Here is a 22,018-nt window from a genome sequence, read left to right as displayed (position 1 = left end):
CCCCGGATCGTTGGCGAGCGGCACTTCGCCGGTCATCGTGGCGGTATCCGCGATGATCAGGACGGAGGCTGTACGGCATGACGCACTGCGCCGGCACGTCGCGAAGAGTCCTTCTGGCGGCGTTCGCGATAGCGGCCTGCCTGGCGCCGGCCGCCCCGGCGGGCGCAGTGGGCACGGCCGGCGCAGTGGGCACGCCGGACTTCTCCCGGCAGGAGCTGCGCTGGGGCGACTGCGCGGGGACCGGCGACCCCGCCCTGCGCTGCGCGGAGGTCGCCGTGCCGCTGGACCACCGCCGCCCCCGTGGCCGAACGATAACGACCGCGATCTCGCGGCTGCCCGCGACCGACCCGTCCCGGCGCCGCGGCGTGCTGCTCACCACCGGAGGCGGCCCCGGCGGGCCGGGCGTGCCGCTGCCGTCGAGCCTGGCGCCCATGCTGTCCCCCGAGGTGCGGGCGCGCTACGACCTGATCGGCTTCGACATCCGATTCGTCGAGCGGAGCACGCCCATCGGCTGCGGCCGGACCGTGGAGGAGCCCGGCGGCTACTGGGTCCGCACGGCCACCCCAGGTAGCTTCCCCGCCGACGCGGCCGAGGCCCGCGCGTACGCCCGCGACTGCGTGCGGGCCGCCGGGTGGGCCCTGCCGTACGCCACCACGGCGAACGCCGCGAGGGACATGGACGTCATCCGGGCCGCGCTCGGCGAGGAGAAGATCTCCTACCTCGGCGGATCGTACGCGGGCATGCTCGGGGCGGTCTTTGCCGCCTTGTTCCCCGAACGGGTGGACAGGTTCGTGCTGGACAGCCCCGTGAACCCGGAGGCCGCGTGGCGGCCGTACGAACTGGCGCGCACCCCGGCGTTCGAGGCCGGGACGGCCGCCTTCGCCACCTGGGCGGCCGAGCACGACGCCGTGTACGGCCTCGGCGGCACCGCACGCGAGGTCACCGACACCGTCGCGGGGCTGATCCGGCGCGCCGCGACGGCCCCGGTCGTCGTCACGGGCCACGCCTGGACGTCGGGCGAACTGGGGGCGCTGCTCGTGGCGGGAATCTACGACGAGCGCTCCTTCGGGCTGATAGCGGCCGCGTTCGGCGACCTCGCCGCCGGCCGGGAGCCGTACGTGCCGTTCCCCGTCCGCCCGCTGCCGCCCGCGGGGGTGCCCGGCGTCCCGGCCGACAACCACACGGCGGCCAACATCGCCTACCGGTGCGGAGACGGCCCCTGGCCGCGCGATCCCCGCGACTACCGGCGTGATCTCGCCTCCTACAGCGCGCGGTATCCGCTGTTCGGCCCGGCCAACGCCAACATCACGCCGTGCGCCTTCTGGCCCCGGGTCAAGGACGAGCCGGTGCGGCTGCCGGCCGGCCGGGCGCCCGGGGTTCTGGTGACCGCGGCGCTGCGGGACGTGGCGGTGCCGATCGCCAACAGCCGTGCCGTGGCGGCAGGCATCCGCGGCTCGCGCACGGTCACCATCGACGCGCACACCCACGCGCCCTACCCCGCCTTCGGCGACGCCTGTCTCAACGGCCAGGTCGACGCCTTTCTCACCACCGGGACGCTCCCGCCCGCCGACGTCGCCTGCTGACAGAGCCCGGCGGCCCGCCGTACGGCTGAAACGGTCAGCGGGCGAGGAGGGCGCGCAGGGCCCCGGCGACGCCGGCCGGGTCCTCCTCGGCCATGAAGTGCCCGCATTTGACCGTCGTGTGCACCAGGTCGGGGGCCCAGGCGCCCCACAGCGCCTCGGCGTCGTACCCGAGGGCGGCCCCCCAATCCTGCTGGAGCACGGTCACCGGCATCCGCAGCAGGTTCCCCGCCTCCCGGTCCGTCCGGTCGTGATCCACGTCGATCCCCGCCGACGCGCGGTAATCCGCCACGATCGACGGCACCGCCGTACGGCAGGCGTCCAAGTAGGCGGCGCGCACGTCGGCGGGGATCGCCCCGCGGTCGACGGTCCAGACGTCGAGGAAGTGGCCGAAGAAGGCGTCCGCGCTCGCGCCGATCATCCGCTCGGGCAGGCCGGGCGGCTGGGCCATCAGGTACAGGTGGAATCCGACGGCGGCGCCTGCGCCGTGCATCACCTCCCACATGTCCAGCGTGGGCAGCACGTCGAGGCAGGCCAGGTGGCTGATCGCCGCCGGGTGGTCGAGCCCGGCGCGGAAGGCGACCAGCGCGCCGCGGTCGTGCCCGGCCAGCGCGAACCGCTCATGTCCCAGCGCCCGGGCAAGCGCGACGACGTCGGCGGCCATCGTGCGCTTGGAATAGGTCTCGCGACCGGCCTCGGCCGGCTTGTCGCTGGCGCCGTAGCCGCGCAGGTCGGGACAGATCACGGTGTGGTCGGCGGCCAGGTCGGCGGCGACGTGCCGCCACATCAGGTGGGTCTGGGGGAAGCCGTGCAGCAGCACGATCGGGCTCCCCGACCCGGCGACGGCCGCGTTCAGCGACACACCGTCGGCGACCGGCACGCGAAGGTAGTCGAAACCGGGAAGGACAGGCGCCATCACGCGCCCCCTTTCTGTGCGGGATCAGATGCTCCCAGGCTGCCGGACGTGAATGAGCATCCGATCAGCGCGCTACCGTGGCAGTTGCTTTGAGCTGGGGGTTCGCGCGGAAAGGGGACCGCAGGTGGGGATCGCGTTCGGAGTGCTGGGGCCGGTGACGGCCTGGGACGGCACCGGCGGCGCGATCGCCCTGAAGGGGCCGCGGCACCGCGCGGTGCTGGCCCGGCTGATCGTCGCGCGCGGCCGAGTCGTCCCGGTCACCCGCCTGATCGACGACCTGTGGGACGAACCGCCGGTGGGCGCGGTCGGGGCCGTGCGGACGTTCGTGGCGGCGTTGCGCCGCGCACTGGAACCCGACCGGCCGCCCCGCACCCCCGCACGGCTGCTCGTCACCGAGGGACCGGGGTACGCGCTGCGGGCCGGCGCCGACGCGGTGGACGCCTGGCGCTTCGAACACGCCATGGCCGCCGCCGCCACGCTGCCACCCGAGGACGCGCTCGGACGGCTGGAGGAGGCGCTGGGGTGGTGGCGCGGCCCCGCCTACGCGGAGTTCGCCGACCAGGACTGGGCCCGCGCCGAGCGCTCCCGCCTGGCCGAACTCCGGCTGCACGCGGTCGAGCGTCACGCGGAGATGCGGCTGGCCCTGGGGCGGGCGGCCGAGGCGGTGCCCGACCTGGACGCGCACGCGGCCGGGTATCCCTGGCGGGAAGAGGCCTGGCGGCTGCTCGCGCTCGCGCTGTACCGCAGCGGGCGGCAGGGCGACGCGCTCGCCGTGCTGCGCCGGGCGCGGGCGCTGCTGGTGGACGAGCTGGGCGTGGACCCGGGCCCGGGACTGCGCCGTCTGGAGACCGACATTCTGCGCCAGGCCGATCACCTCGACTCCCCGGTGCGCGGCGCGGCCGAGCGGGTGTGGGCCCAGGCCACCGCCGCGTACGACCGCGCGGTCGCCTCCGGGGCGCGGGCCCGCCTGGAGTCGACGGCGGGATTGCTGCGCGACCTCGCCATGACCGGGGGCGGCGGTCTGCAGGCGGCGCGCGAGCATCGCGTGGCCGCGGTCGAGGCGGCCGAGGAACTCGGGGACGCGGAGCTGACCGCCCGCGTGATCGGCGCCTTCGACGTCCCGGCCATCTGGACCCGGTCCGACGATCCCGGGCAGGCGGCACGGATCGTGGCGGCGGCCGGGCGCACGCTGGCCGCTCTGCCTGCCGGTCACGAGGCTGCCCGGGCCCGCCTGCTGGCCACGATCGCGCTGGAGTCGCGCGGCGACCATTCCGGCCACGGGCGGCGGGCGGCGCGGCAGGCCGAGGAGATCGCCCGCCGCCTGAACGACCCCGCGCTGCTGGCGTTCGCACTGAGCGGCCTGTTCATGCAGACCTTCCACCGCACGGGCCTGGCCGCCCACCGCGACGAGATCGGCGTCGAACTGGTCGATCTGTCCGCCCGGCACGGCCTGGTCACCTTCGAGGTGCTCGGGCACCTCATCCGGATGCAGGCCTTGTCGGCGCTCGCGGACTTCACGGCCGCCGACGCCCACGCCGCCGCTGCCGAACACCTGGCCATACGGCACGAGCGGCCCCTGGTGGGGGTGTTCACCGCCTGGTATCGGGCGCTGCGCCTGGACGCGGTCGGGCGGGCGCCGGTGGAGGAGACCGAGGCCGCCTACCGGGACGCCGCCGCCCGGCTGGACGGCGCCGGCATGCCCGGTATGGAGCGCGGGCTGCTGCCGCTCGCGTTGCTGTGCCTGCGCCTGCGGCACGGGCAGCCACCGCCGGACGCCGAACATGCCGATTGGGGGCCGTACGCGCCGTGGGCCCGGCCTTTGGTGCTGCTGGCGCGTGACCGCCGCGCCGAGGCGGCGGCGGCGCTGCGCGCGCTCCCCGAGCCGCCCCACGACCTGCTGACGGAGGCCCTGTGGTGCCTCGCCGCCCGGGCGGCCCTCACGCTCGGCGACCGCCCGGCGATGGAACGCGCCTACGCCGCGCTGATGCCCGCGGCGGGCGAACTGGCCGGGGCGGGCAGCGGGGTGCTGACGCTCGGCCCGGTCGCCGCGCACCTGGACGACCTCGCCGCCGCTCTCGGACGGCTGACAGGAGTCGCGCCGAGCCGGTCGTGAGCCTGCTTTCCCTCTGCGGAATCGTCGGTCAGCAGGGCTGCAGTGAGGGGAAACGGCCCGCGAAGAAGGCCGCTGGAGGCACGCCCATCAGGGTGCGGAACTCGGCGGTCATGTGGGACTGGTCGTAGAAGCCGGCGGTCGCGGCGAGCTGCGCCCAGCGTGCGGTGTGGGCTCTGCCGCGGGCAAGCACCCGGCGCACGCGTTCGATCCGCTCGAAGCGCTTGGGCGGCACGCCGATGCCGTCGCGGACGAGATCACGCATATGACGCTCGCTGACGGCCAGCCGCCGGACGATGCCGCGATGGGCTGGAACGCGTGCTCGGTCGTGCGCCCCGCACGTTCTCCACCTGGGCATACGATCACCGCACCGCATTCGCCTGAATGCTGAGGCCGGAAGACCGCCGGACTATCGGTTGCGGCGGGGGCGCGGGCGGCGGGTGGAGGGGCCAGCGGCCGGGGCGGCCACCGAGCCCGACCAGTGCGCCGGACGGGTGAGGGCCGGGGGCAGCTTCGTGGCGTCGTCTCCCCTGGCCGCGTTCACCTGGGCCTGGGTGAGGAAGACGCTCCCCGTGAGGTCGGCGCCGCCGAGGTCGGCCCCCCGCAGGTCCGTCCCGATGAGATCCGCGCCGCGCAGATCGGCCCCGCGCAGATCCGCGCCGATGAGGTAGGCGCCCCTCAGGTTGGCTCCGCGCAGGTCCGCCTTCCTGAGCCGGGCGCCGATGAGGTCGGCTCCCCTGCGGTCGGCGGCACGACCCCCGGCCGACGCCCGCACCAGCTCACTCGTCCGCAGCAGCAGCACGTTGACCTTCTCGCGGTGGGCGGCGACGTCCACGCCCAGCAGATCGTCGGGGGAGCCCGTGGTCAGGCGTTCGGTCTCCTCGAACGCGCCGCGCAGCTCGGCGTGGATCGGGCGGGTCACCGGCAGGGACATCGCCTCGTCCAGGTACCACAACAGCTCGTGCAGGTGCCGTACGACGGGGAAGACCTCGAACATCCGCGCCGCGGTCCGCGGTTCGTCCCGCCAGCTGCGGCCGAAGGTGACCTGCGAGACCTTCTGCCCCGCGCCGAAGCAGTCGTAGACGGTGCAGCCGGGAAAGCCGTTGTCCCGCAGACGCGCGTGGATGCCGCAGCGGAAGTCATCCTGGAGGTTGGGGCACGGCCGCCCGGCGTCCTTGCTGATCGCGAAGTCGGCCGAGGCGGCGAAGGGCAGCGCGACACAGCACAGCCCGAAGCAGTTCGCGCAGTCGGCCCGCAGGTCGGTTCGTCCCCCGCCTGACTCGGCCGGGGCGTTCCCGCGGGCATCCCCGCGGTCGTGCGTGTCGGGCAACGTGCCTGCTCTCCTCGTGTTCCCTGGGCGCCGCCGGGCCGCTCGCCGTCCCGGCGCCCAACTAGAAAACGTATCTCACTGCCGGAGCGCCGGAGGCCCGGCCACCGCGGCCGGCCCGGCCGCCTCGCTCGGCGACCGGCTGCGCAGGTGTAAGCCCGGGCCGGGTCCGGCGCGCGCCTCGGCGAGCAGCGCCATCCCCGCCTCGGTGGGCCGCACACCCGCGCTGCTGCGGACCAAGAGCTTCACCTCCAGCTGACGCTCCAGGGTGCCGACAGTCTGAGACAGCGCGGGCTGGCTGATGTGCAGCCGGCGCGCCGCGGCCGACATGCCGCCCTCCTCGGCCACCACGACGAACGCTCGTAGTTCCCGCAATTCCATGCCGCCCATGGCATCACACCCAGCGGGATCGGCGCGGCACGAGCACTGGCGCCAGGGCCGGGCGGATCACGCGCGGCGGTGTGGCGAGAGCGGCATCCGCAGGACGAAGCACGCTCCGCCCCATGCGCATTCCTCGACGTGGAGGCTGCCGTGATGTGCGGAGGCGATGGCGCGAGCGACGGCCAGGCCGAGGCCGGCGCCTCCCTTGTCCCGGCTGCGGGCGGCGTCCAGCCGCACGAAGCGGTGAAAGATCCGCTCGCGGTCGGCCAGGGGGATGCCCTCGCCGTCGTCGGCGACGGTCAGCTCGGCGCCGTCCCTCGTGCGGCGCAGGCCGATCCGTACCGTGCGGACGGCGTGCCGCCGGGCGTTGTCGAGCAGATTGCCGAGCATCCGGATGATCTGTTCGGGATCACCGTCGACGATCACCCCGGGATCGAGCCGGAGGTGCGTGTGGGGCCCGTCCACCCTCCGGGCGGCCTCCGCCCGGACCAGCGCCGTGAGGTTCACCCGCTCCGCCCTCCGGGGGGCGGTCCCCCGGCGGGTCAGGAGGAGCAGGTCGGTGACGATGGCCTGCACCCGGTCCAGGTCATGCAACGTGTGACCGAGGAGGTCGTCCAGATCGGTCTCGTCCGGATGCAGCTGCGCCTCCTCCAGCCGCATGCGCAGCGCGGCGATGGGGGTGCACAGCTCGTGCGAGGCGTCCGCGGCGAACTGCCGCTGCAGCTCCCGGGCGCGTTCGGCGCGATCGTCGGCCTCGCGCAGCCGTTCCAGCGTCCTGTTGACGGCCCGGGCGAGCCGGGCGACCTCCTCGCCTCCGCCTGTCTCGCAGACCCGGGTGCTCGCTTCCTTGAGGTTGATGGTGTCCAGTTCGAGGCGGAGGGACGCCACCGCCCGCAGTGGCCTGTCCCCCGTTCGCCGCGCCTTCAGGCCGCCGGGACCCCGATCAGGAGGACCTCGGCGACCCGCCCGGCGCGGATCCTGCGCAGGCGGCCGGCGAGTGCCCGTACGGGCCCGTTGCCTCCGCGAAAGGTCACTGTCATGACCGCGCTCCTGCTCACCACTGGCCGTACTGTCGGGGAGTCGGGTTCGCGGCCCGCGGGCGCGGGCCGTCGAGCGCGGTGTCGCCCGGCGTGCTACCGGCCGTCCCACACAGCGGCGTGGCCGTGACCGCGCGAGCGGCCGTCGGGTGATCCCGGCGCAGGACTGGACGATTTCGTCCAGTTTGTGGTGGTATGTCGGAATTGTCAAGGCTGTTCCTCTGGCGTGGCTCCCGCGCCCGAAGGTGGGGTTGTCACATGGCCGATCGAGGGCCGAGGAAGGATTCCCCGAGGCTCACCGCGCGCGGTGCGGCCACTCGCGAGCGGATCGTCGCCACCGCCTCGGACCTCATGTTCCGGCAGGGAGTGGCGGCGACGCCCCTCGATCAGGTGGTGGACGCGTGCGGCATCAGCAAGTCGCAGCTCTATCACTACTTCCCGGACAAGGAAGCGCTGATCACCGCGGTGATCGCGATGCGGGAGCATCGCATGGTCTCCTTCCAGAAGCCGCAACTCGACCAGGTGCGCTCGATGCGGGACCTCGAGAGATGGCGCGACTCGATGGTGACGGGCCATCGGGAGCGCAACGAGCCCTACAGGTGCCCCATCGGCGCGCTGGCCAACGAGCTCTCCTGCCGCAGCGAAGACGCCCGCCAGTCCCTGGCCGCCGTCTTCGCCAGGTGGCAGGGACTGCTCGCCGACGGCCTCGCCCGCATGCGGGACAGCGGCGAACTCGACCCCGGCGCGGACCCCGCGGAACTCGCCGTCGCCGTCATCGCCGCACTGCAGGGCGGTTATCTGCTCGCCGAGACCATGCAGGATGAGCGGCCCTTCGTGGTCGCCCTCGACATGGCGCTGGACCACGTGAAAGCCCAGGTCAGGGCTCCTGTCGCCAATTTGACACAGTCGGATATCTGACCCCAAAGTGGACGAAATCGTCCAATCTCCCCCTGGTTGGTGCGACCGTCCACGAGGTGCGGCAGGAGAATGGTGAGACCGATGCCGTCTCTGCGCTCGATCCAGGCGCGCTACACGACAGCGGCGACAATGCTGTTACTCCTGCTCACGGTCCTGGGCGGCGTGAGCCTGGACCTGGCGATCCGATACAGGATCGAAGACCAGGTGTTCTTCGACGCCGAGCAGGTCGCCGCCCAGTGGAGCGCGCAGGTGCGCGGCGGCGTCCTGCCGCGCCCCGCCTCCGGCGCAGTCGACCTGATCCAGCTGGTGGACGCGCAGGGCAGGATCGTGGACGCCAGCCCGGCCGCGACGAGACGGCCACCGCTGAGCACGTTCCGCCCCGCACCCGACGACCGGCTCCAGCGGCGCGTCGAGTGCCGCCCGGGCAAGCCGTGCGTCCTGCTCATGGCCAACCGCGTGTCACCGGCCTCCGACGCCCCCGTCGTCTACGCCGGAACGGTCGAGCCACCCCTTATCGCGACACACCGCCTCGAATACCTCATTGCAGGGCCCGCGCTCCTCATCGTCCTGCTGGGCGGCCGCCTGATGTGGTGGATCATCGGCCGGGCGCTACGCCCGGCCGAGCAGCAGTACCGCCTCGCCTCCGTCACCTCCCACGAGCTCAGGAACCCGATCGCCGGGCTGCGGGTGCAACTGGAGGAAGCGCTCCTCCACCCCGACCACGTCGACCCCCGCGACACCATCCGGGGAGCCCTGTCGGCCACCGGCCGCCTGGAGGCGATCGTGCAGGACGTGCTGACGATGACCAGGCTACGCGGAGGCCAGCCGGCGCCGCACGAACCGATCGACCTCGCAGCGCTGGTCGCCCAGGAGGTGGACACCCACTCCGGCGACACTTCGGTCGAGATCCACACGACCGGGAACGTGTGGGTGCACGGCTCGCGCATCCAGCTGATCCGGCTCGTGGACAACCTGCTGAGCAACGCGCAGCGGCACGCGGCGACCGCCGTCACGGTCGACGTCGGATCCGCCGGAGGCCGAGCGGTCCTCACGGTGACCGACGACGGGAACGGCATCGCGCCCGCCGACCGCGAGCGGGTCTTCGAGCGATTCACCCGCCTGGACGAGGGGCGGCGCCGGGACGCCGGCGGCACCGGGCTGGGGCTTGCCATCTCCCGCGACATCGCCCACGCCCACCGGGGAACCCTGCGCATCGAGGACTCCCCCCGCGGAGCGCGCTTCGTCCTCCGGCTGCCACTCCTCGACCAGAACACGACCGGCGGGCGGCGTCTCGTCCGCACCGGGCGGGACGACCGCGGGCCAGGCCGCTGACGACCGGTGACCGGCGGCAGGCGCCACCACCCGGCCCTGGCATCGCGCCGCTCACCAGGCCGTTCGCGCCCGCAGCCGGGCGCGGTGCTCCCCGAGAAGCGCTGCCGGAAAAAATCTTGAAGAAAATCTTGGAGTCGTGTCGATCCGGGGGCGTCCCGTTCGAGGAGTGGGCGAAGGGCCGGTGAGGGACCGGCCCGGCGAAGGGAGAACCACCCATGACCACCGCCACCACTCACGCCGGCACCGCCGCCCGCACCTGCGACCGTGAGACCAGCGTCATCCGCAGCCTGCTGGGGTACGGCGTGATCGCCGGCCCTGTCTACGTCGGGGTGTCGCTGACCGAGGCCCTGACCCGGGACGGATTCGACCTGTCCCGGCACGCCTGGAGCCTGCTCGCCAACGGCGACCTCGGCTGGATCCACATCGCGAACTTCGTGCTGGCCGGGGCGATGACCATCGCCTTCGCCGCAGGGCTGCGCCGGGCGCACGGCCGCGGCTGGGCCCCCCGCCTGCTGGGGGCGTACGGCCTGAGCCTGCTGGCGGCCGGGGCCTTCCGGGCCGACCCGGCCCAGGGCTTTCCCCGGGGCGTACCGACGGGCGAGGTGAGCTGGCACGGCATCGCGCACCTGGCCTCCGGCGGAGTCGGGTTCGCCTGCCTGGTCGCGGCCTGCTTCGTCCTCGCCCGCCGCTTCGCCCGGCGCGGGCGGGCGGCCTGGGCGTGGAGTTCGCGGGCGACCGGCACGCTGTTCGCGGCCGGTTTCCTGGCCGTGGCCTCGGGGGCGGGCGCGGCCTGGGCCAACCTCGCCTTCACCGGCGCCGTGGTGCTCGGCTGGGCCTGGATCAGCGCCCTGGCCGTGCACGCGTACCGGAACGCCTGACCCGTCCCGCGTGCACCTGATAGATCATTGACCGGAAGGAGACGACCGATGCGATACATGGTTCTGCTCAGGGCCGCCCAGCCCGACACCCCTCCGCCCGCCGACCTCATGGAGGCCATCGCCAAGCTCGGTCAGGAGGCGACCGTCGCCGGGGCCCTGCTCGACACCGCCGGGCTGGCCCCCAGCGCGTCCGCGGCGAGGGTGCGCATGGCCGAGGGCAGACTCAGCGTGACCGACGGCCCGTTCACCGAGTCGAAGGAACTGATCAGCTACGCCCTGTACGACGTGCGGTCGAAGGAGGAGGCGGTCGAGTGGGCCGCGCGCTTCATGCGCCTGCACCGCGACCTGTGGGAGGGCTGGGAGGGCGAGGCCGAGGTGGTCAAGGTGCTCGGCCCCGAAGATTTCGCCCCTCCGGCCTGAGCCACCCCTGGTCTGAGCACCCCCGGCCTGAGCCCCTGTGAGCTGAGCACTCCGATGACCGGCACCGACGCGCTGCTCGCGGCGCACCGCGCGATCGAGGCGGTCTGGCGGATCGAGTCCGCCAGACTCGTCGCGGCGCTGGCCCGCCTCGTCGACGACGTCGGCCTGGCCGAGGAACTCGCCCAGGACGCGCTGCTCATCGCGCTGGAGCAGTGGCCGGGGGCGGGCGTGCCGGACAACCCCGGCGCCTGGCTCATGGCCACCGCCAAGCACCGCGCGATCGACCACCTACGGCGGCGCAGCCGCTACGAGCGCAAGCTCCAGGAGATCGGCCGCGACATCGAGAGCAGGCCGCAGCCGGACCCGGGCGCCGGCCTGGACGACCACCTCCGCGACGACATGCTCCGGCTCGTCTTCACCGCCTGCCATCCCGCGCTGACCACCGAGGCGCGCGTCGCGCTCACGCTGCGCCTGCTCGGCGGCCTGACCACCGGGGAGATCGCCCGGGCGTTCCTGGCCACCGAGCCGGCGGTGGCACAGCGGATCGTCCGCGCCAAGCGCACCCTGGCCGGCAAAGGGGTCGGATTCGAGATGCCGGCACCTGACGACCTGGCCGAGCGGCTGGCCTCGGTGCTGGAAGTCGTCTACCTGATCTTCAACGAGGGCTACTCGGCCACGGCGGGCGTCGACTGGACCCGCCCCGACCTCTGCCACGAGGCGCTGCGCCTGGGCCGTCTCCTGACGGGCCTGCTCCCCCGCGAACCGGAGGTGCACGGTCTGGCCGCGCTGATGGAACTGCAGGCGTCCCGCCTGCGCGCCCGCACCGGACCGGACGGCGCGCCGGTCCTGCTCCCCGACCAGGACCGGCGCCGGTGGGACAGGCTGCTGATCCGCCGGGGAGTGGAGGCGCTTGAGCGGGCCGAGTCGCTCGGCGGCGCCTTCGGCCCGTACGCCCTGCAGGCGGCCATCGCCGCCTGCCACGCCCGGGCGGCCCGTCCCGAGGACACCGACTGGGAACGTGTCGCCGCCCTCTATCGGGTGCTCGCCCACGTCGCGCCCTCCCCCGTGGTCGAGCTGAACCGCGCCGTCGCGGTCGCGATGGCCGGCGACCCCGCACGCGGGCTGGAGATCGCGGACGCCGTCGCCGGCGACAAGGCCCTGCGCCGCTATCCCCAACTACCCGCCGTACGCGGTGACCTGCTGGCCCGGCTGGGCCGCACGGACGAGGCGCGGCGGGAGTTCGAACGGGCGGCGGCCCTGACCGGCAACGAGCGGGAGCGGGCCCTGTTCCTGGCTCGCGCCGCCGACTGCGGGTAGCCGACCCCCTGTCCGATGACCCCCTTTCTCCTTCCGAGAGCAATTGACAAAGAGAATTTTTACGTACAACATTGTTTTTGCCATGAGAGACGTCCTGTACCTGGAGCAGATCGAGCAGGCCGAGGCACTGCTCAAACCGCAGCGCATCGAGGTGCTGCGGCAACTGGCGGTGCCGCGCACGTGCACCGAGGTGGCGGCGGTGCTCGACCAGACACCGCAGCGGGTCTACTACCACGTCAAACGCCTGGTTGAGGCGGGCCTGGTCGACCAGGTCTCCGAGCGGCGGGTGCGCGGCATCACCGAAGGCATCTACCAGGCGAGCGCCCGCTCCTACTGGCTGTCGCCGGGCCTCGTGGGCCGCATCGGCGGGCTGCGCCGGCGGCAGGACGAGCTCAGCCTGGGCTACCTGCTCGACCTCATGGAAGAGGTGCAGGCCGACATCGCCGCCCTCGACCGGACGGCGCCGGAGTTGCCGTCCATCGGTGTGTCGGGCGAGGTGCGTGTGCCTCCGGAACGACGCCAGCAGTTCCTGGCCGACCTGCGCACCGCGCTGCAGGACCTGTTCACGCGCTACGGCGGCGACGAAGGCGACGCCTTCAAGCTCGCCGTGGCCTGCTATCCCCACTACCCCCCGGGAGACGAACGTGAGTGAACCGATGATCGTCCGCGTCCGCCTGGCGGCTCCGCTGAAGGAGGTGCGCCACGCGCTGACCGACCCCGCCGCGATGCGGGTGTGGCTGGCCGAGCACGCCGAGGCCGACCTGCCCGGCCGCTACGCGTTCTGGGGCCGCCGCACCCCCGAGGGCGACGCCCCCCACCAGCGCCCGCTGCACGCCGACGACCACACGCTGCGCTTCGCCTGGCTGCTGGACGGCGTGGAGACGACCACCGAGATCACACTGGAGGAGGAGACCCCGGACGCGACCGTCCTGACCCTGTCGCAGAGCCACTTCGACTTCCAGGACGCCATCACCGGGGCCAGCATCCGGGGCGTGCTGCAGACCTTCTGGTCGCTGGCGCTGTCCAACCTGGCCGACTACGTCGAGGGACGCGAGATCGGCCCCCAGCCCGACTACACCTCGGCCGACTTCCGGGGCGAGATGGTCGTCGAGGCGCCGGTCGAGCAGGTGTACGACTCCCTGGTCGACTCGGACAAGGCGAGCGACTGGTTCGGATACCCCATCGGCATCGAGCCGTACGTCGGCGGGCGCTTCGCCATGGGCGGCCTGGACGCCGACCCGCACCCCGCGAAGATCATCGACCTGGTCCCCGGCAGGACCATGTCGGCCGACTGGGGACCGGGGGGCGTCGTCACCTGGGAACTGGAGGACAGCGGCGGCAAGACCCGCCTGACGTTCGTCCAGAGCGGCTTCGACACCGGCAACCCGCCGTACGCCGCCTGGACCGGATGGCTCAGCGGCCTGGCCGCGCTGCGCCGTTACCATGAGGTGCCCGGCGGCCACCGGATCTGGCTCCCCGCCGAGCCGGCGGCCTAGCCCCGCACCCACGACCAGGCGGAGTGTGATCGGTCATGACGGTGACCCGGGAAGTGCTCGCCTACTACGAGCAGGACAAGGAGGACGGCAGGCTCCGTACGGGCCGGGGCCGGCTGGAGCTGTGGCGGACGCAGGACGTGCTGCGCCGGGCACTGCCGTCACCGCCCGCCCGGGTGCTCGACGTCGGCGGCGGCACCGGAGTGCACGCCGAATGGCTGGTCGCCGACGGCTACGAGGTCGAACTGCTGGACCCGATCCCGCTCCACGTCGAGCGGGCCGGGGCCCTGCCGGGTGTGACGGCCCGGCAGGGCGACGCACGCGACCTGCCCCTGCCGGACGCGAGTGCGGACGCGGTCCTGCTGCTGGGCCCGCTCTACCACCTGGCCGACCGTGCCGACCGGGTCACCGCCCTGACCGAGGCGCGCCGCGTGGTGCGCCCCGGAGGACTGGTGGCCGCCGCCACCATCAACCGCTACGCGGCCGTGCACGACATGGTCTACCTAGGGGTCTACGAGCAGGAACCACACCGCCTGGCAGCGCGCAAGGCCATGAAGGACGGCGTCCTGCTGGGTCCCGTGCAGGGTTTCTCCGCCTACCTGCACGACCCCGACGAGGTGCCCGGGGAGTTCGCCGACGCGGGGCTCCCCGACGCCGAGCGCTACGGCCTGGAGGGCGCCTTCTGGCTGTACGGCGACGTGAACGACTGGCTCGACGACCCCGAACGCCGCAGGCTCATGCTCGACGCCCAGCGCACGCTGGAACGCGTGCCGTCGCTTCTCGGGGTCAGCGGGCACATGCTCACCCTCGCCCGCCGGCCCGCGTAGGCTCCTGCTTCGCTTTCGGGCGGGCGCGCAGGTGGGCGCGCTCGCCCTGCTGGCCGAACAGGCTGAGGAACTCGACCGCTTCGTCGTCCGCGGCGCCGAACCAGTGCGGCAGCCGGGTGTCGAACTCGGCCGCCTCGCCCGGTGACAGCACCAGATCCTGCTCGCCGAGGACCACCCGAAGCCGCCCGTTCAGCACGTAGAGCCACTCATACCCCTCGTGGGTCTTCGGCTCCGGCTGCCTCCTCGCGCTGCCCGCCGGAATCACCAGCTTGTACGCCTGGATGCCCCCGGCCCGGCGGCTCAACGGCAGCATCGTCATGCCGAAGCGGGCGACCGGCCGCAGGTGAATGCGCGGATCCCCCGTCGGCGGGGCGTCGACGAGCTCGTCCAGCGTGACCCCATGAGCCCTGGCCAGGGGCAGCAGCAGTTCGAGGGTCGGACGGCGGGCACCCGACTCCAGCCGCGACAGCGTGCTCACCGAGATGCCGGTCGCCGCCGACAGGTCGGCCAGGGTCGTCTCGCGCTGCCGGCGCAGCGCGCGCAGGCGGGGCCCTACCGAGACGAGCGCGTGTTCGAGGTCGTCGTCCACGGCGTCAGCTTGCCATACCCGCAACGGCACGTGCCAAGACGGCGGAAATGAGACCTCCGTCCGTTATTGGTAGGTTCCTGAGCAAGTATTGACTTATCAGAACGGAGGAGCGGCGCCGTGGATGTCGAGCAGACGGTGTTGCCGGGGATCGGATTGCGGCACGAGTTCACCACCCGCTCGGGACGGCGCATCGGGGTCGTCTCCCACCGCACCGGGCGGCGCGACCTGGTGATCTACGATCCCGATGATCCCGACAGGGCCTGCGAGACGATAAAACTCAACGACGAGGAGGCGGACGCGCTCGTCGAGCTGCTCGGCGCCCCCCGCATCGTCCAGCGGCTCAACGCCCTGCACCGCGAGGTCGAGGGACTGGTCAGCGTCCAGCTGCCGATCTCGCCGGGCTCCCCCTACGCCGGCCGGCCCATGGGCGAGGCGCAGGTGCGGACCCGCACCGGAGCCTCCATCGTGGCCGTCGTCCGCGCCGGGCACGTGTTCGCCAGCCCCGCCCCCGACTTCCTCCTCACCGGGGACGACATCGTGGTCGTGGTGGGCAGCGAGGACAGCACCGCCGCCGTCGCCGACATCTTCGCCAGCGGCTGAGGGCAGCGCGTGCACAATACCGCGATACTCTTCCTGGAATTCGGCGCCGTCGTCCTCGGACTCGGCATCCTCGGAGCACTGGCGCTGCGCGTCGGCATCTCCCCCATCCCTCTCTACCTCATCGCGGGCCTGGCCTTCGGCACCGGTGGCATCCTCCCGCTGGCCACCAGCGAGGAGTTCACCGCCACCGGCGCCGAATTAGGCGTCATCCTGCTGCTGCTCACCCTCGGCCTGGAATACAACGCCGACGAGCTGGTGACCAGCCTCAAGGGCAACGCCCGCGCGGGCCTGGTCGACCTCGTGCTCAACGCGGCACCGGGCGCCATCTGCGCGCTGCTCCTCGGCTGGGGACCGGTCGCCGCCGTCGCCATGGCCGGCGTCACCTACGCCACCTCCTCCGGCATCACCGCCAAGGTCCTGTCCGACCTGGGCTGGATCGGCAACCGGGAGACCCCGGTGGTGCTGTCGCTGCTGGTGTTCGAGGACCTCACGATGGCGGTCTACCTGCCGGTCCTGACCGCCATGCTGGCGGGCCTGAGCTTTGTCGCCGGGGCGCTCACCGTAGCCATCGCGCTCGCCGCGGTGAGCGTGGTCCTGCTGGTCGCGTTGCGCTTCGGCCGCTACATCGAGGCGTTCGTCGCCAGCCCCAACTCCGAGGTGCTCGTGCTCAAGGTGGTCGGGCTGGCGCTGCTGGTCGCCGGACTGGCCCAGCAGCTGCAGGTGTCGGCCGCGGTCGGGGCGTTCCTCGTCGGGATCGCGCTGTCGGGCGAGCTGGCCGAAGACGCCCAGGCGCTGCTCGCGCCGCTGCGCGACCTGTTCGCCGCGGTCTTCTTCGTGTTCTTCGGCCTGCAGACCGACCCCACCAAGATCCTCCCCGCCGCCGGCCTGGCCGCGGGCCTGGCCCTGGTGACGATGATCACCAAACTGATGACCGGCATCTATGCCGCCCGCCGAGCCGGCATCGCGCGCGCCGGACGGGTCCGCGCGGGCATCGCGCTCATCCCCCGCGGTGAGTTCAACATCGTCATCGCCGGCCTGGCGGTGGCCGCCGGCGCCCATCCCGACCTGGGTGCGCTGGCGGCGGCGTACGTCCTGATCCTGGCGGCCTTCGGTCCCCTGGCCGCCCGCCTGGTCCAGCCGCTCCTCACGCGGATAGCCGCCCGCGCCTGAGCCGTCGCTCTCCTCCCCCCGTCATCGGCCTGCCCCGCATCGCGGCGGCGGGCCGGTGCTTTTCAGGCCCGTACGGCGCGGCCGGCCACGGGCCGGGGACGGCGCCCCGGACGCCAGGTGGAGACCAGCGCGGCGGCGAGGAGGAGTTCGGCGATGTCGCCGCCGTAGTACATGATCTCCGCGCCGCCCTGAACCTCGGGAATGGGCGCGTGGACGTCCACCCAGAATCCGCCGTACATCAGCTGCGCGACGACCGCGTGCACGGCGACGGCGCAGCCGAGGTAGACCAGGCGAGCCCGGACGCCCGGGCGGGCGGGCGCGGGGTCGGGACCGGCGATGACGTGCGCGAACAGGCAGCCCGACAGCAGGAAGTGCGCATGCAGCAGCCAGTGCCCGGCGGGCTGGGCGGTCACGGCGTTGTAGAGCGGGGTGAAGTACAGCACCACGAGGCTGCCGGTGGACAGCAACAGCGCGGTCGCCGGGTGGGTCAGCAGCCGGCCGGGACCGCTGTGCACGACGGCGCTCAGCCACCGCGCGGCGCCGACGGGCAGGGTCCGCAGCAGCAGGGTGACCGGGGCCCCCAGCACCAGGGCGAGCGGGGCGTACATGCCGATGAGCATGTGCTGGACCATGTGGCCGCGAAAGTCGGCGTGGGCGAAGGACGTGACGGGCGGCAGGAGCGCCGCGCCCGTCAGGACGATCCCGGTGGCGAAGCCCGCCGTACGCCACCGGCTCCAGCCCACGACCGGGTTGCGGCGGCGCGCCCGCCGGGCCAGGTGCAGATACACGAACAGGGCGAGGACCGGCAGCAGCACGCCGGACGACCCCGCGAAGTGCGCGCCGTGATCCATCACGCCGTGATCCACGACGGGGGGTCCATCATGCGGAGGTCTCGGCGGGGTCGAAGGACCGCCCGCTGCGCGCGAGCAGGTAGCCCCCCGCGAGCAGAAGTGCGCCCAGGACGAGGAAACCGATGTCCCACCAGAGCTGGTAGGGACCGCCGTGGACGTGGTGGATGGCCAGAATGTGATGGTCCAGGACGCCTTCGACGAGATTGAAGATCCCCCAGCCGGCCAGGATCCAGCCCCACAGCACGCGCGAGGTCCACACCCTGCGCCGGTTGCGGGTGACCCTGGAGTACAGGATCGCGAGGCCGATGAGCACCGCGAGCCAGCACACGGCGTGGAAGATGCCGTCCCACACCGTGTTCATCTCCAGCCCCGAGACGGTGCGGGGGTTGTAGTACTTCACCCCGATGTGGTCGCTGTTGGTGCTGCTCAGCATGTGATGCCACTGCAGCAGCTGGTGCAGCAGGATGCCGTCGACGAACCCGCCGAGTCCCACCCCGAGCACGATGCCCGGCAGCCGCAGACTGGCCGGCGTCACATCGGCCCGGGCCTCGCCCGCGCTGGTCGCCATCGCCCTGCCTCCGTCCCCTCCGCCACCGCTGTGCGGACCTCCGCCACGGCAGGTTCCCGGGACGAGAGGGTGTAGTCACGCAGGCACGCGCGGAGCCGCCGCGGGCCTACCGACTCTTTATGGAGCGGCTGCGGTTGCTCCCGCACATTCGGCCCCCGGATCATCACGTCGCGCCGTGTCCGGCCTGGTGCTTACGGGTTTGACAGGTTCTTTGCGGCGTTGGTAAAAATCTTGCCAGCGCCGCGGTGCACCCGGCAAAGAGACCGCCGAGGGCATGGAGGCGCCGAAACCACGGAAACGAACTTTGGTGAGATCCGACGAGCGCCTGATGGCGTTCGGCAACCAGTTGATCGAAGTACACCTCTGGCTCCGCGAGGAGCTGACAGAGCTGCGTGAAGGCGTCGACGCCTATTTCGCCGACGGCGCGCGACCGCGCGAACTGCGGGCCCATTGTCTGACCTTCTGCTCGGCGCTGACCCGGCATCACACCGGCGAGGACGACGTCGCGTTCCCCGAAGTCGCCGCGCAGTTCCCCGAACTGCGCCCGGTGCTGGAGGAGTTGCGCCGTGACCACCGGCTGGTAGAGGACTCCCTGCGACGGCTCGAGGCGCTCGTCGCCGGGCTGGACGAGGAGACGGACCCCGCCGAAGTCCGGCGCGAGATGGACAGCCTGGCGGCGCTGATGGAGACGCACTTCGTCTACGAGGAGAAGCGCGTCGTCTCGGCGCTCAACGCGTTGGACGTACCGGGCTGGCACCGTTCCCTGCCCGCGTTCCTGCTCTCCGACGACGCGGAGCGCTGACCGGCTCCGGGCCCCTTCACCCTCTCAGGGCCGGCCTCCGCCAACCGCGTCGGCTCGATCGCCGATGGCGTCATCGAGGTGCACGACCTGCCCACCCCCGGCTGCGAGCCCCACGGCATCGCCCTGGGTCCGGACGGCGCGCTGTGGACGGCACTGGAGATCGGCGCACTCGCCCGCATCACCCCCTGATCACAACCAGCACATGGACCTGCCTCAGCGCGGTGCGGTGTGATCGGAGCGCCGTTCATCCGGCGGTGCGGGCGGCGACGAACGCCTCGATGCCGTCGAGCACGCGCTGCAGGCCGAACTCGAAGGCCTGGCCGGGGTCGTAGGCCGCGTTGTACGCCTCGCCCGCCGCCGCGCCCACCCGGGCGGCGACCGGGTGACGCCGGGGGTCGAACACCTTGGCCAGGTAGGGCGCGTGGGCGTACCACCACTGCTCGTCGGTGACGCCCGTGTCCCCCGGCGCCTGCGCCGCCTCCACCGCGCCCCGCGCCGCGCCGCTCACGTAGCCGTTGAGCAGCGTGACGACCGAGTCCATCTCGAGGTCGTCCAGGCCGATGCCGTCGACCGCCCGCAACTCGTAGTCGTACTTGGCGATGAGGTTGGGACCCAGCGGGGGCCGGGTGATCGACGACACCTGCAGCATCCACGGGTGCCGCCGGTAAAGCGCCAGGTTCTCCCGCGCGATCAGCTCCAGCCTGCCCCGCCAGCCGCCCGGCACCTCGGCGGGGGCGGGCAGCTCGCCGTACGCGGTGTCGAGCATGACGTCGATCAGCTCGGCCTTGCCCGGGACGTAGGTGTACAGGGACATCGTCCCCACCCCGAGCTGCTCGGCGACCTTCCGCATGGACAGCGCGGCCAGGCCCTCGGCGTCGGCGACCTCGATCGCCGCGCGCACGATCCGGTCGACCCCGAGATCCGGTTTGCCCTTGCGCCCGGTCCGCTCACCCGTGCGCCACAGCAGGGCCAGACTCCGCGCCGGGTCTCCCTGCGAGCTGTACTCCGTCATCGCCTGCGAATTCTATGCGCACCCTGATTCCGTATGCTGTACGGTACATCGTACTAAACCTACGGAGGAGCCACCATGACACACGCGGTCGTGGCCGAAGGGCTGCGCAAGCGGTACGGGGACACCGCCGCCCTCGACGGCGTCGACCTGGCGGTCGGCGAGGGCACGGTGCACGGCCTGCTCGGGCCGAACGGCGCCGGCAAGACCACCGCCGTCCGGATACTCACCACGCTGCTGCGCCCCGACGGCGGCACCGCCCGCGTCGCCGGCTTCGACGTCGTACGGCAGGCCGCCGACGTACGCCGCAGCATCGGCCTGGTCGGCCAGCACGCCGCCCTCGACGAGGTCCTCAGCGGGAGGCAGAACCTCGTCATGTTCGGCCGCCTCCACCACCTGCGCCCCGCCGCGGCCCGCGCCCGGGCCGACGAGCTGCTCGCCCGGTTCGGCCTGGCCGACACCGGGACCAGACCCGTCGGGCACTACTCCGGCGGCATGCGCCGCCGTCTCGACCTGGCGGTCGGCATGATCTGCTCCCCGCCGGTGCTGTTCCTCGACGAGCCCACCACCGGCCTGGACCCGCGCGGCCGCACCGAGGTGTGGGACGCCGTCCGCGGCCTCGTCGCCGCGGGCACCACCGTGCTCCTCACCACCCAATACCTGGAGGAGGCCGACCAGCTCGCCTCCCGTGTCTCGGTCGTCGACGCGGGCCGCGTCGTCGCCGAGGGCAGCCCGGACGAGCTGAAGTCCGCGCTCGGCGGCGACCGCCTCGACGTCGTCGTGCGCCACACCGCCGACCTGCCCGCCACGGCGGCGATCGCCGGCCGGGTGGCGGGCGCCACAGGTGATGTGTCCGTCGACGTGGACGCCGACTCCCGCCGCGTCAGCGCACCCGTACGCGACCGGTCCGCCGCGCTCCCCGAGGTCCTGCGCGCCCTGGACGCCGCAGGCATCGCCGTGGCGGACATCGCCGTACGGCGGCCCACCCTGGACGAGGTCTTCCTCCACCTGACCGGCCACCCGACCGGCACGGGAAACGGCACGAAAAAGGGAGCCGCCGCATGACCGTCACCGCGCCCGAGATCCCCCGCACCGCGGCCGCGCGGCTGCGCTGGGCCCTCGCCGACGGCTGGACCGTCACCCTGCGCGACCTCGGCCACTGGGCCCGCAAACCCGGCCAGGTCGTGGCGGGCCTGCTGTTCCCCGTCATGATCGTGCTGATGTTCGGCTACCTGTTCGGCGGCGGCATGGCCGTACCGGGCGGCGGCGACTACCGCGAATACCTCATGCCCGGCATGTACGCCATGACCATGCTCTTCGGCATCGAGGCCACCTTCACCGCCGTCGCCCGCGACGCCGCCAAGGGCGTCACCGACCGCTTCCGCTCCCTGCCCATCGCCTCCTCGGCCGTCGTCCTCGGCCGCAGCGTCGCCGACATGCTCAACACCGTCCTCGGCCTCATCGTCATGATCGCCTGCGGCCTGGCCGTCGGCTGGCGCTGGCACGAAGGCCCCGCTCGCGCCGCCCTCGCCGTCGGGCTGCTGTTGCTGCTGCGCTTCGCGTTCCTGTGGGTCGGCATCTACCTCGGGCTGACCCTCAACGGCCCGGAAGCCGTCATGGCCGTCCAGGTGCTCGTCTGGCCCGTCGGCTTCCTGTCCAGCGCCTTCGCCTGGACCGGCACCATGCCCGGCTGGCTTGCCGCCGTCGCCGAGTGGAACCCGCTGTCGGCCACGATGGCCGCCGCCCGCGACCTGTTCGGCAACCCCGGGGCGGGCGGCACCACCTGGATCGCCGAGCACGCCGCGGTCATGGCCCTGGTCTGGCCGCTGCTGCTCATCGCGGTCTTCTTCCCGCTGTCGGTCCGCCGCTACCGCCGCCTCGACCGCTGACACC

24 protein-coding genes and 1 pseudogene are annotated in these 22,018 nt (G+C 72.9%); 16 read left to right on the top strand and 9 right to left on the bottom strand.

Annotation, left to right across the window (positions count from 1 at the left end; genetic code table 11):
- Positions 1-77: 77 nt before the first annotated feature.
- Entirely contained in the window at positions 78-1,583 is a 1,506-nt protein-coding gene (locus IL992_RS42240) for an alpha/beta fold hydrolase (protein ID WP_193208908.1), read from the top strand.
- Between the two features lie 34 nt (positions 1,584-1,617).
- Here the strand turns inward: IL992_RS42240 and IL992_RS42235 are convergent, their stop codons facing one another.
- Positions 1,618-2,496: an alpha/beta fold hydrolase gene (locus IL992_RS42235; RefSeq protein WP_193208907.1), complete on the bottom strand. Its 879-nt coding sequence runs from the start codon at positions 2,494-2,496 to the stop codon at positions 1,618-1,620.
- Positions 2,497-2,620: 124 nt separating this feature from the next.
- On the opposite strand from IL992_RS42235, the gene IL992_RS42230 reads away from it, so the two are divergent.
- The gene (locus tag IL992_RS42230) at positions 2,621-4,609 is read left to right on the top strand and encodes an AfsR/SARP family transcriptional regulator (RefSeq protein WP_193208906.1); all 1,989 of its coding nucleotides are present in this window, start codon (positions 2,621-2,623) and stop codon (positions 4,607-4,609) included.
- Between the two features lie 28 nt (positions 4,610-4,637).
- On the opposite strand, the gene IL992_RS42225 is transcribed toward IL992_RS42230, so the two are convergent.
- The 4 genes from IL992_RS42225 to IL992_RS48080 form a co-directional block, all read right to left on the bottom strand.
- Positions 4,638-4,964 (bottom strand): helix-turn-helix domain-containing protein, encoded by a 327-nt coding sequence (locus IL992_RS42225; RefSeq protein WP_226874786.1) that lies wholly within the window; start codon positions 4,962-4,964, stop codon positions 4,638-4,640.
- Between the two features lie 51 nt (positions 4,965-5,015).
- Positions 5,016-5,864: a pentapeptide repeat-containing protein gene (locus IL992_RS42220; protein ID WP_226874797.1), complete on the bottom strand. Its 849-nt coding sequence runs from the start codon at positions 5,862-5,864 to the stop codon at positions 5,016-5,018.
- 147 nt (positions 5,865-6,011) lie between these two features.
- Complete coding sequence (locus IL992_RS42215; protein WP_226874785.1) at positions 6,012-6,314, bottom strand: LysR family transcriptional regulator; 303 nt, start codon at positions 6,312-6,314, stop codon at positions 6,012-6,014.
- A gap of 66 nt (positions 6,315-6,380) precedes the next feature.
- Positions 6,381-7,202, bottom strand: coding sequence for a sensor histidine kinase (locus IL992_RS48080; RefSeq protein ID WP_193208904.1), 822 nt, complete (start codon positions 7,200-7,202; stop codon positions 6,381-6,383).
- Positions 7,203-7,609: 407 nt separating this feature from the next.
- Between IL992_RS48080 and IL992_RS42205 the strand changes: the two genes are divergently transcribed.
- From IL992_RS42205 to IL992_RS42170, 8 genes are all read left to right on the top strand, one after another.
- Entirely contained in the window at positions 7,610-8,269 is a 660-nt protein-coding gene (locus tag IL992_RS42205; RefSeq protein WP_193208903.1) for a TetR/AcrR family transcriptional regulator, read from the top strand.
- An 81-nt stretch (positions 8,270-8,350) separates the two neighbouring features.
- Positions 8,351-9,601 carry a sensor histidine kinase gene (locus tag IL992_RS42200; protein ID WP_193208902.1) on the top strand — a complete coding sequence of 417 codons (1,251 nt, stop codon included), beginning with the start codon at positions 8,351-8,353 and terminating at the stop codon, positions 9,599-9,601.
- 215 nt (positions 9,602-9,816) lie between these two features.
- Positions 9,817-10,479, top strand: coding sequence for a DUF998 domain-containing protein (locus IL992_RS42195; RefSeq protein WP_193208901.1), 663 nt, complete (start codon positions 9,817-9,819; stop codon positions 10,477-10,479).
- A gap of 48 nt (positions 10,480-10,527) precedes the next feature.
- The gene (locus IL992_RS42190; protein ID WP_079319102.1) at positions 10,528-10,899 is read left to right on the top strand and encodes a YciI family protein; all 372 of its coding nucleotides are present in this window, start codon (positions 10,528-10,530) and stop codon (positions 10,897-10,899) included.
- 54 nt (positions 10,900-10,953) lie between these two features.
- Positions 10,954-12,216 carry an RNA polymerase sigma factor gene (locus IL992_RS42185; protein ID WP_193208900.1) on the top strand — a complete coding sequence of 421 codons (1,263 nt, stop codon included), beginning with the start codon at positions 10,954-10,956 and terminating at the stop codon, positions 12,214-12,216.
- A gap of 82 nt (positions 12,217-12,298) precedes the next feature.
- Entirely contained in the window at positions 12,299-12,868 is a 570-nt protein-coding gene (locus IL992_RS42180; protein ID WP_193208899.1) for a winged helix-turn-helix domain-containing protein, read from the top strand.
- A complete protein-coding gene (locus IL992_RS42175) occupies positions 12,861-13,712 on the top strand; it encodes an SRPBCC family protein (RefSeq protein WP_193208898.1) in 852 nt (283 codons plus the stop codon). Before IL992_RS42180 ends, IL992_RS42175 begins: the two co-directional genes overlap by 8 nt.
- Before the next feature lie 35 nt (positions 13,713-13,747).
- Positions 13,748-14,536: a class I SAM-dependent methyltransferase gene (locus tag IL992_RS42170; protein WP_193208897.1), complete on the top strand. Its 789-nt coding sequence runs from the start codon at positions 13,748-13,750 to the stop codon at positions 14,534-14,536.
- Here the strand turns inward: IL992_RS42170 and IL992_RS42165 are convergent.
- A complete protein-coding gene (locus IL992_RS42165; protein ID WP_193208896.1) occupies positions 14,511-15,125 on the bottom strand; it encodes a helix-turn-helix domain-containing protein in 615 nt (204 codons plus the stop codon). The two genes, IL992_RS42170 and IL992_RS42165, sit on opposite strands and share 26 nt — an antisense overlap.
- Positions 15,126-15,242: 117 nt before the next feature.
- Between IL992_RS42165 and IL992_RS42160 the strand changes: the two genes are divergently transcribed.
- Together IL992_RS42160 and IL992_RS42155 are read left to right on the top strand one after the other, a co-directional pair.
- Complete coding sequence (locus IL992_RS42160; RefSeq protein WP_193208895.1) at positions 15,243-15,725, top strand: cation:proton antiporter regulatory subunit; 483 nt, start codon at positions 15,243-15,245, stop codon at positions 15,723-15,725.
- Positions 15,726-15,734: 9 nt separating this feature from the next.
- Entirely contained in the window at positions 15,735-16,895 is a 1,161-nt protein-coding gene (locus IL992_RS42155) for a cation:proton antiporter (RefSeq protein ID WP_193208894.1), read from the top strand.
- A 62-nt stretch (positions 16,896-16,957) separates the two neighbouring features.
- Here IL992_RS42155 and IL992_RS42150 read toward each other — a convergent pair whose 3' ends face one another.
- Positions 16,958-17,746: a cytochrome c oxidase assembly protein gene (locus tag IL992_RS42150; protein WP_193208939.1), complete on the bottom strand. Its 789-nt coding sequence runs from the start codon at positions 17,744-17,746 to the stop codon at positions 16,958-16,960.
- 28 nt (positions 17,747-17,774) lie between these two features.
- The gene (locus tag IL992_RS42145; RefSeq protein WP_193208893.1) at positions 17,775-18,314 is read right to left on the bottom strand and encodes a DUF2243 domain-containing protein; all 540 of its coding nucleotides are present in this window, start codon (positions 18,312-18,314) and stop codon (positions 17,775-17,777) included.
- A 328-nt stretch (positions 18,315-18,642) separates the two neighbouring features.
- Between IL992_RS42145 and IL992_RS42140 the strand changes: the two genes are divergently transcribed.
- Both IL992_RS42140 and IL992_RS49305 read left to right on the top strand, forming a co-directional pair.
- A complete protein-coding gene (locus IL992_RS42140) occupies positions 18,643-19,116 on the top strand; it encodes a hemerythrin domain-containing protein (RefSeq protein ID WP_226874784.1) in 474 nt (157 codons plus the stop codon).
- A 48-nt stretch (positions 19,117-19,164) separates the two neighbouring features.
- A pseudogene (locus IL992_RS49305) lies at positions 19,165-19,305 on the top strand (virginiamycin B lyase); the annotation flags it as partial.
- 55 nt (positions 19,306-19,360) lie between these two features.
- Here the strand turns inward: IL992_RS49305 and IL992_RS42130 are convergent.
- Positions 19,361-20,128, bottom strand: coding sequence for a TetR/AcrR family transcriptional regulator (locus tag IL992_RS42130; RefSeq protein ID WP_193208891.1), 768 nt, complete (start codon positions 20,126-20,128; stop codon positions 19,361-19,363).
- A gap of 75 nt (positions 20,129-20,203) precedes the next feature.
- Here IL992_RS42130 and IL992_RS42125 point away from each other — a divergent pair, with 75 nt between their 5' ends.
- A complete protein-coding gene (locus tag IL992_RS42125; RefSeq protein ID WP_193208890.1) occupies positions 20,204-21,190 on the top strand; it encodes an ATP-binding cassette domain-containing protein in 987 nt (328 codons plus the stop codon).
- Positions 21,187-22,014, top strand: coding sequence for an ABC transporter permease (locus IL992_RS42120; protein WP_193208889.1), 828 nt, complete (start codon positions 21,187-21,189; stop codon positions 22,012-22,014). Before IL992_RS42125 ends, IL992_RS42120 begins: the two co-directional genes overlap by 4 nt.
- Positions 22,015-22,018: the final 4 nt, after the last annotated feature.

Source organism: Microbispora sitophila (assembly GCF_014892245.1).
GTDB classification, from domain to species: Bacteria; Actinomycetota; Actinomycetes; order Streptosporangiales; family Streptosporangiaceae; genus Microbispora; species Microbispora siamensis.
Note: the sequence above shows the minus strand (reverse complement) of the source record. Positions and strands in the feature narration are given on the sequence as shown.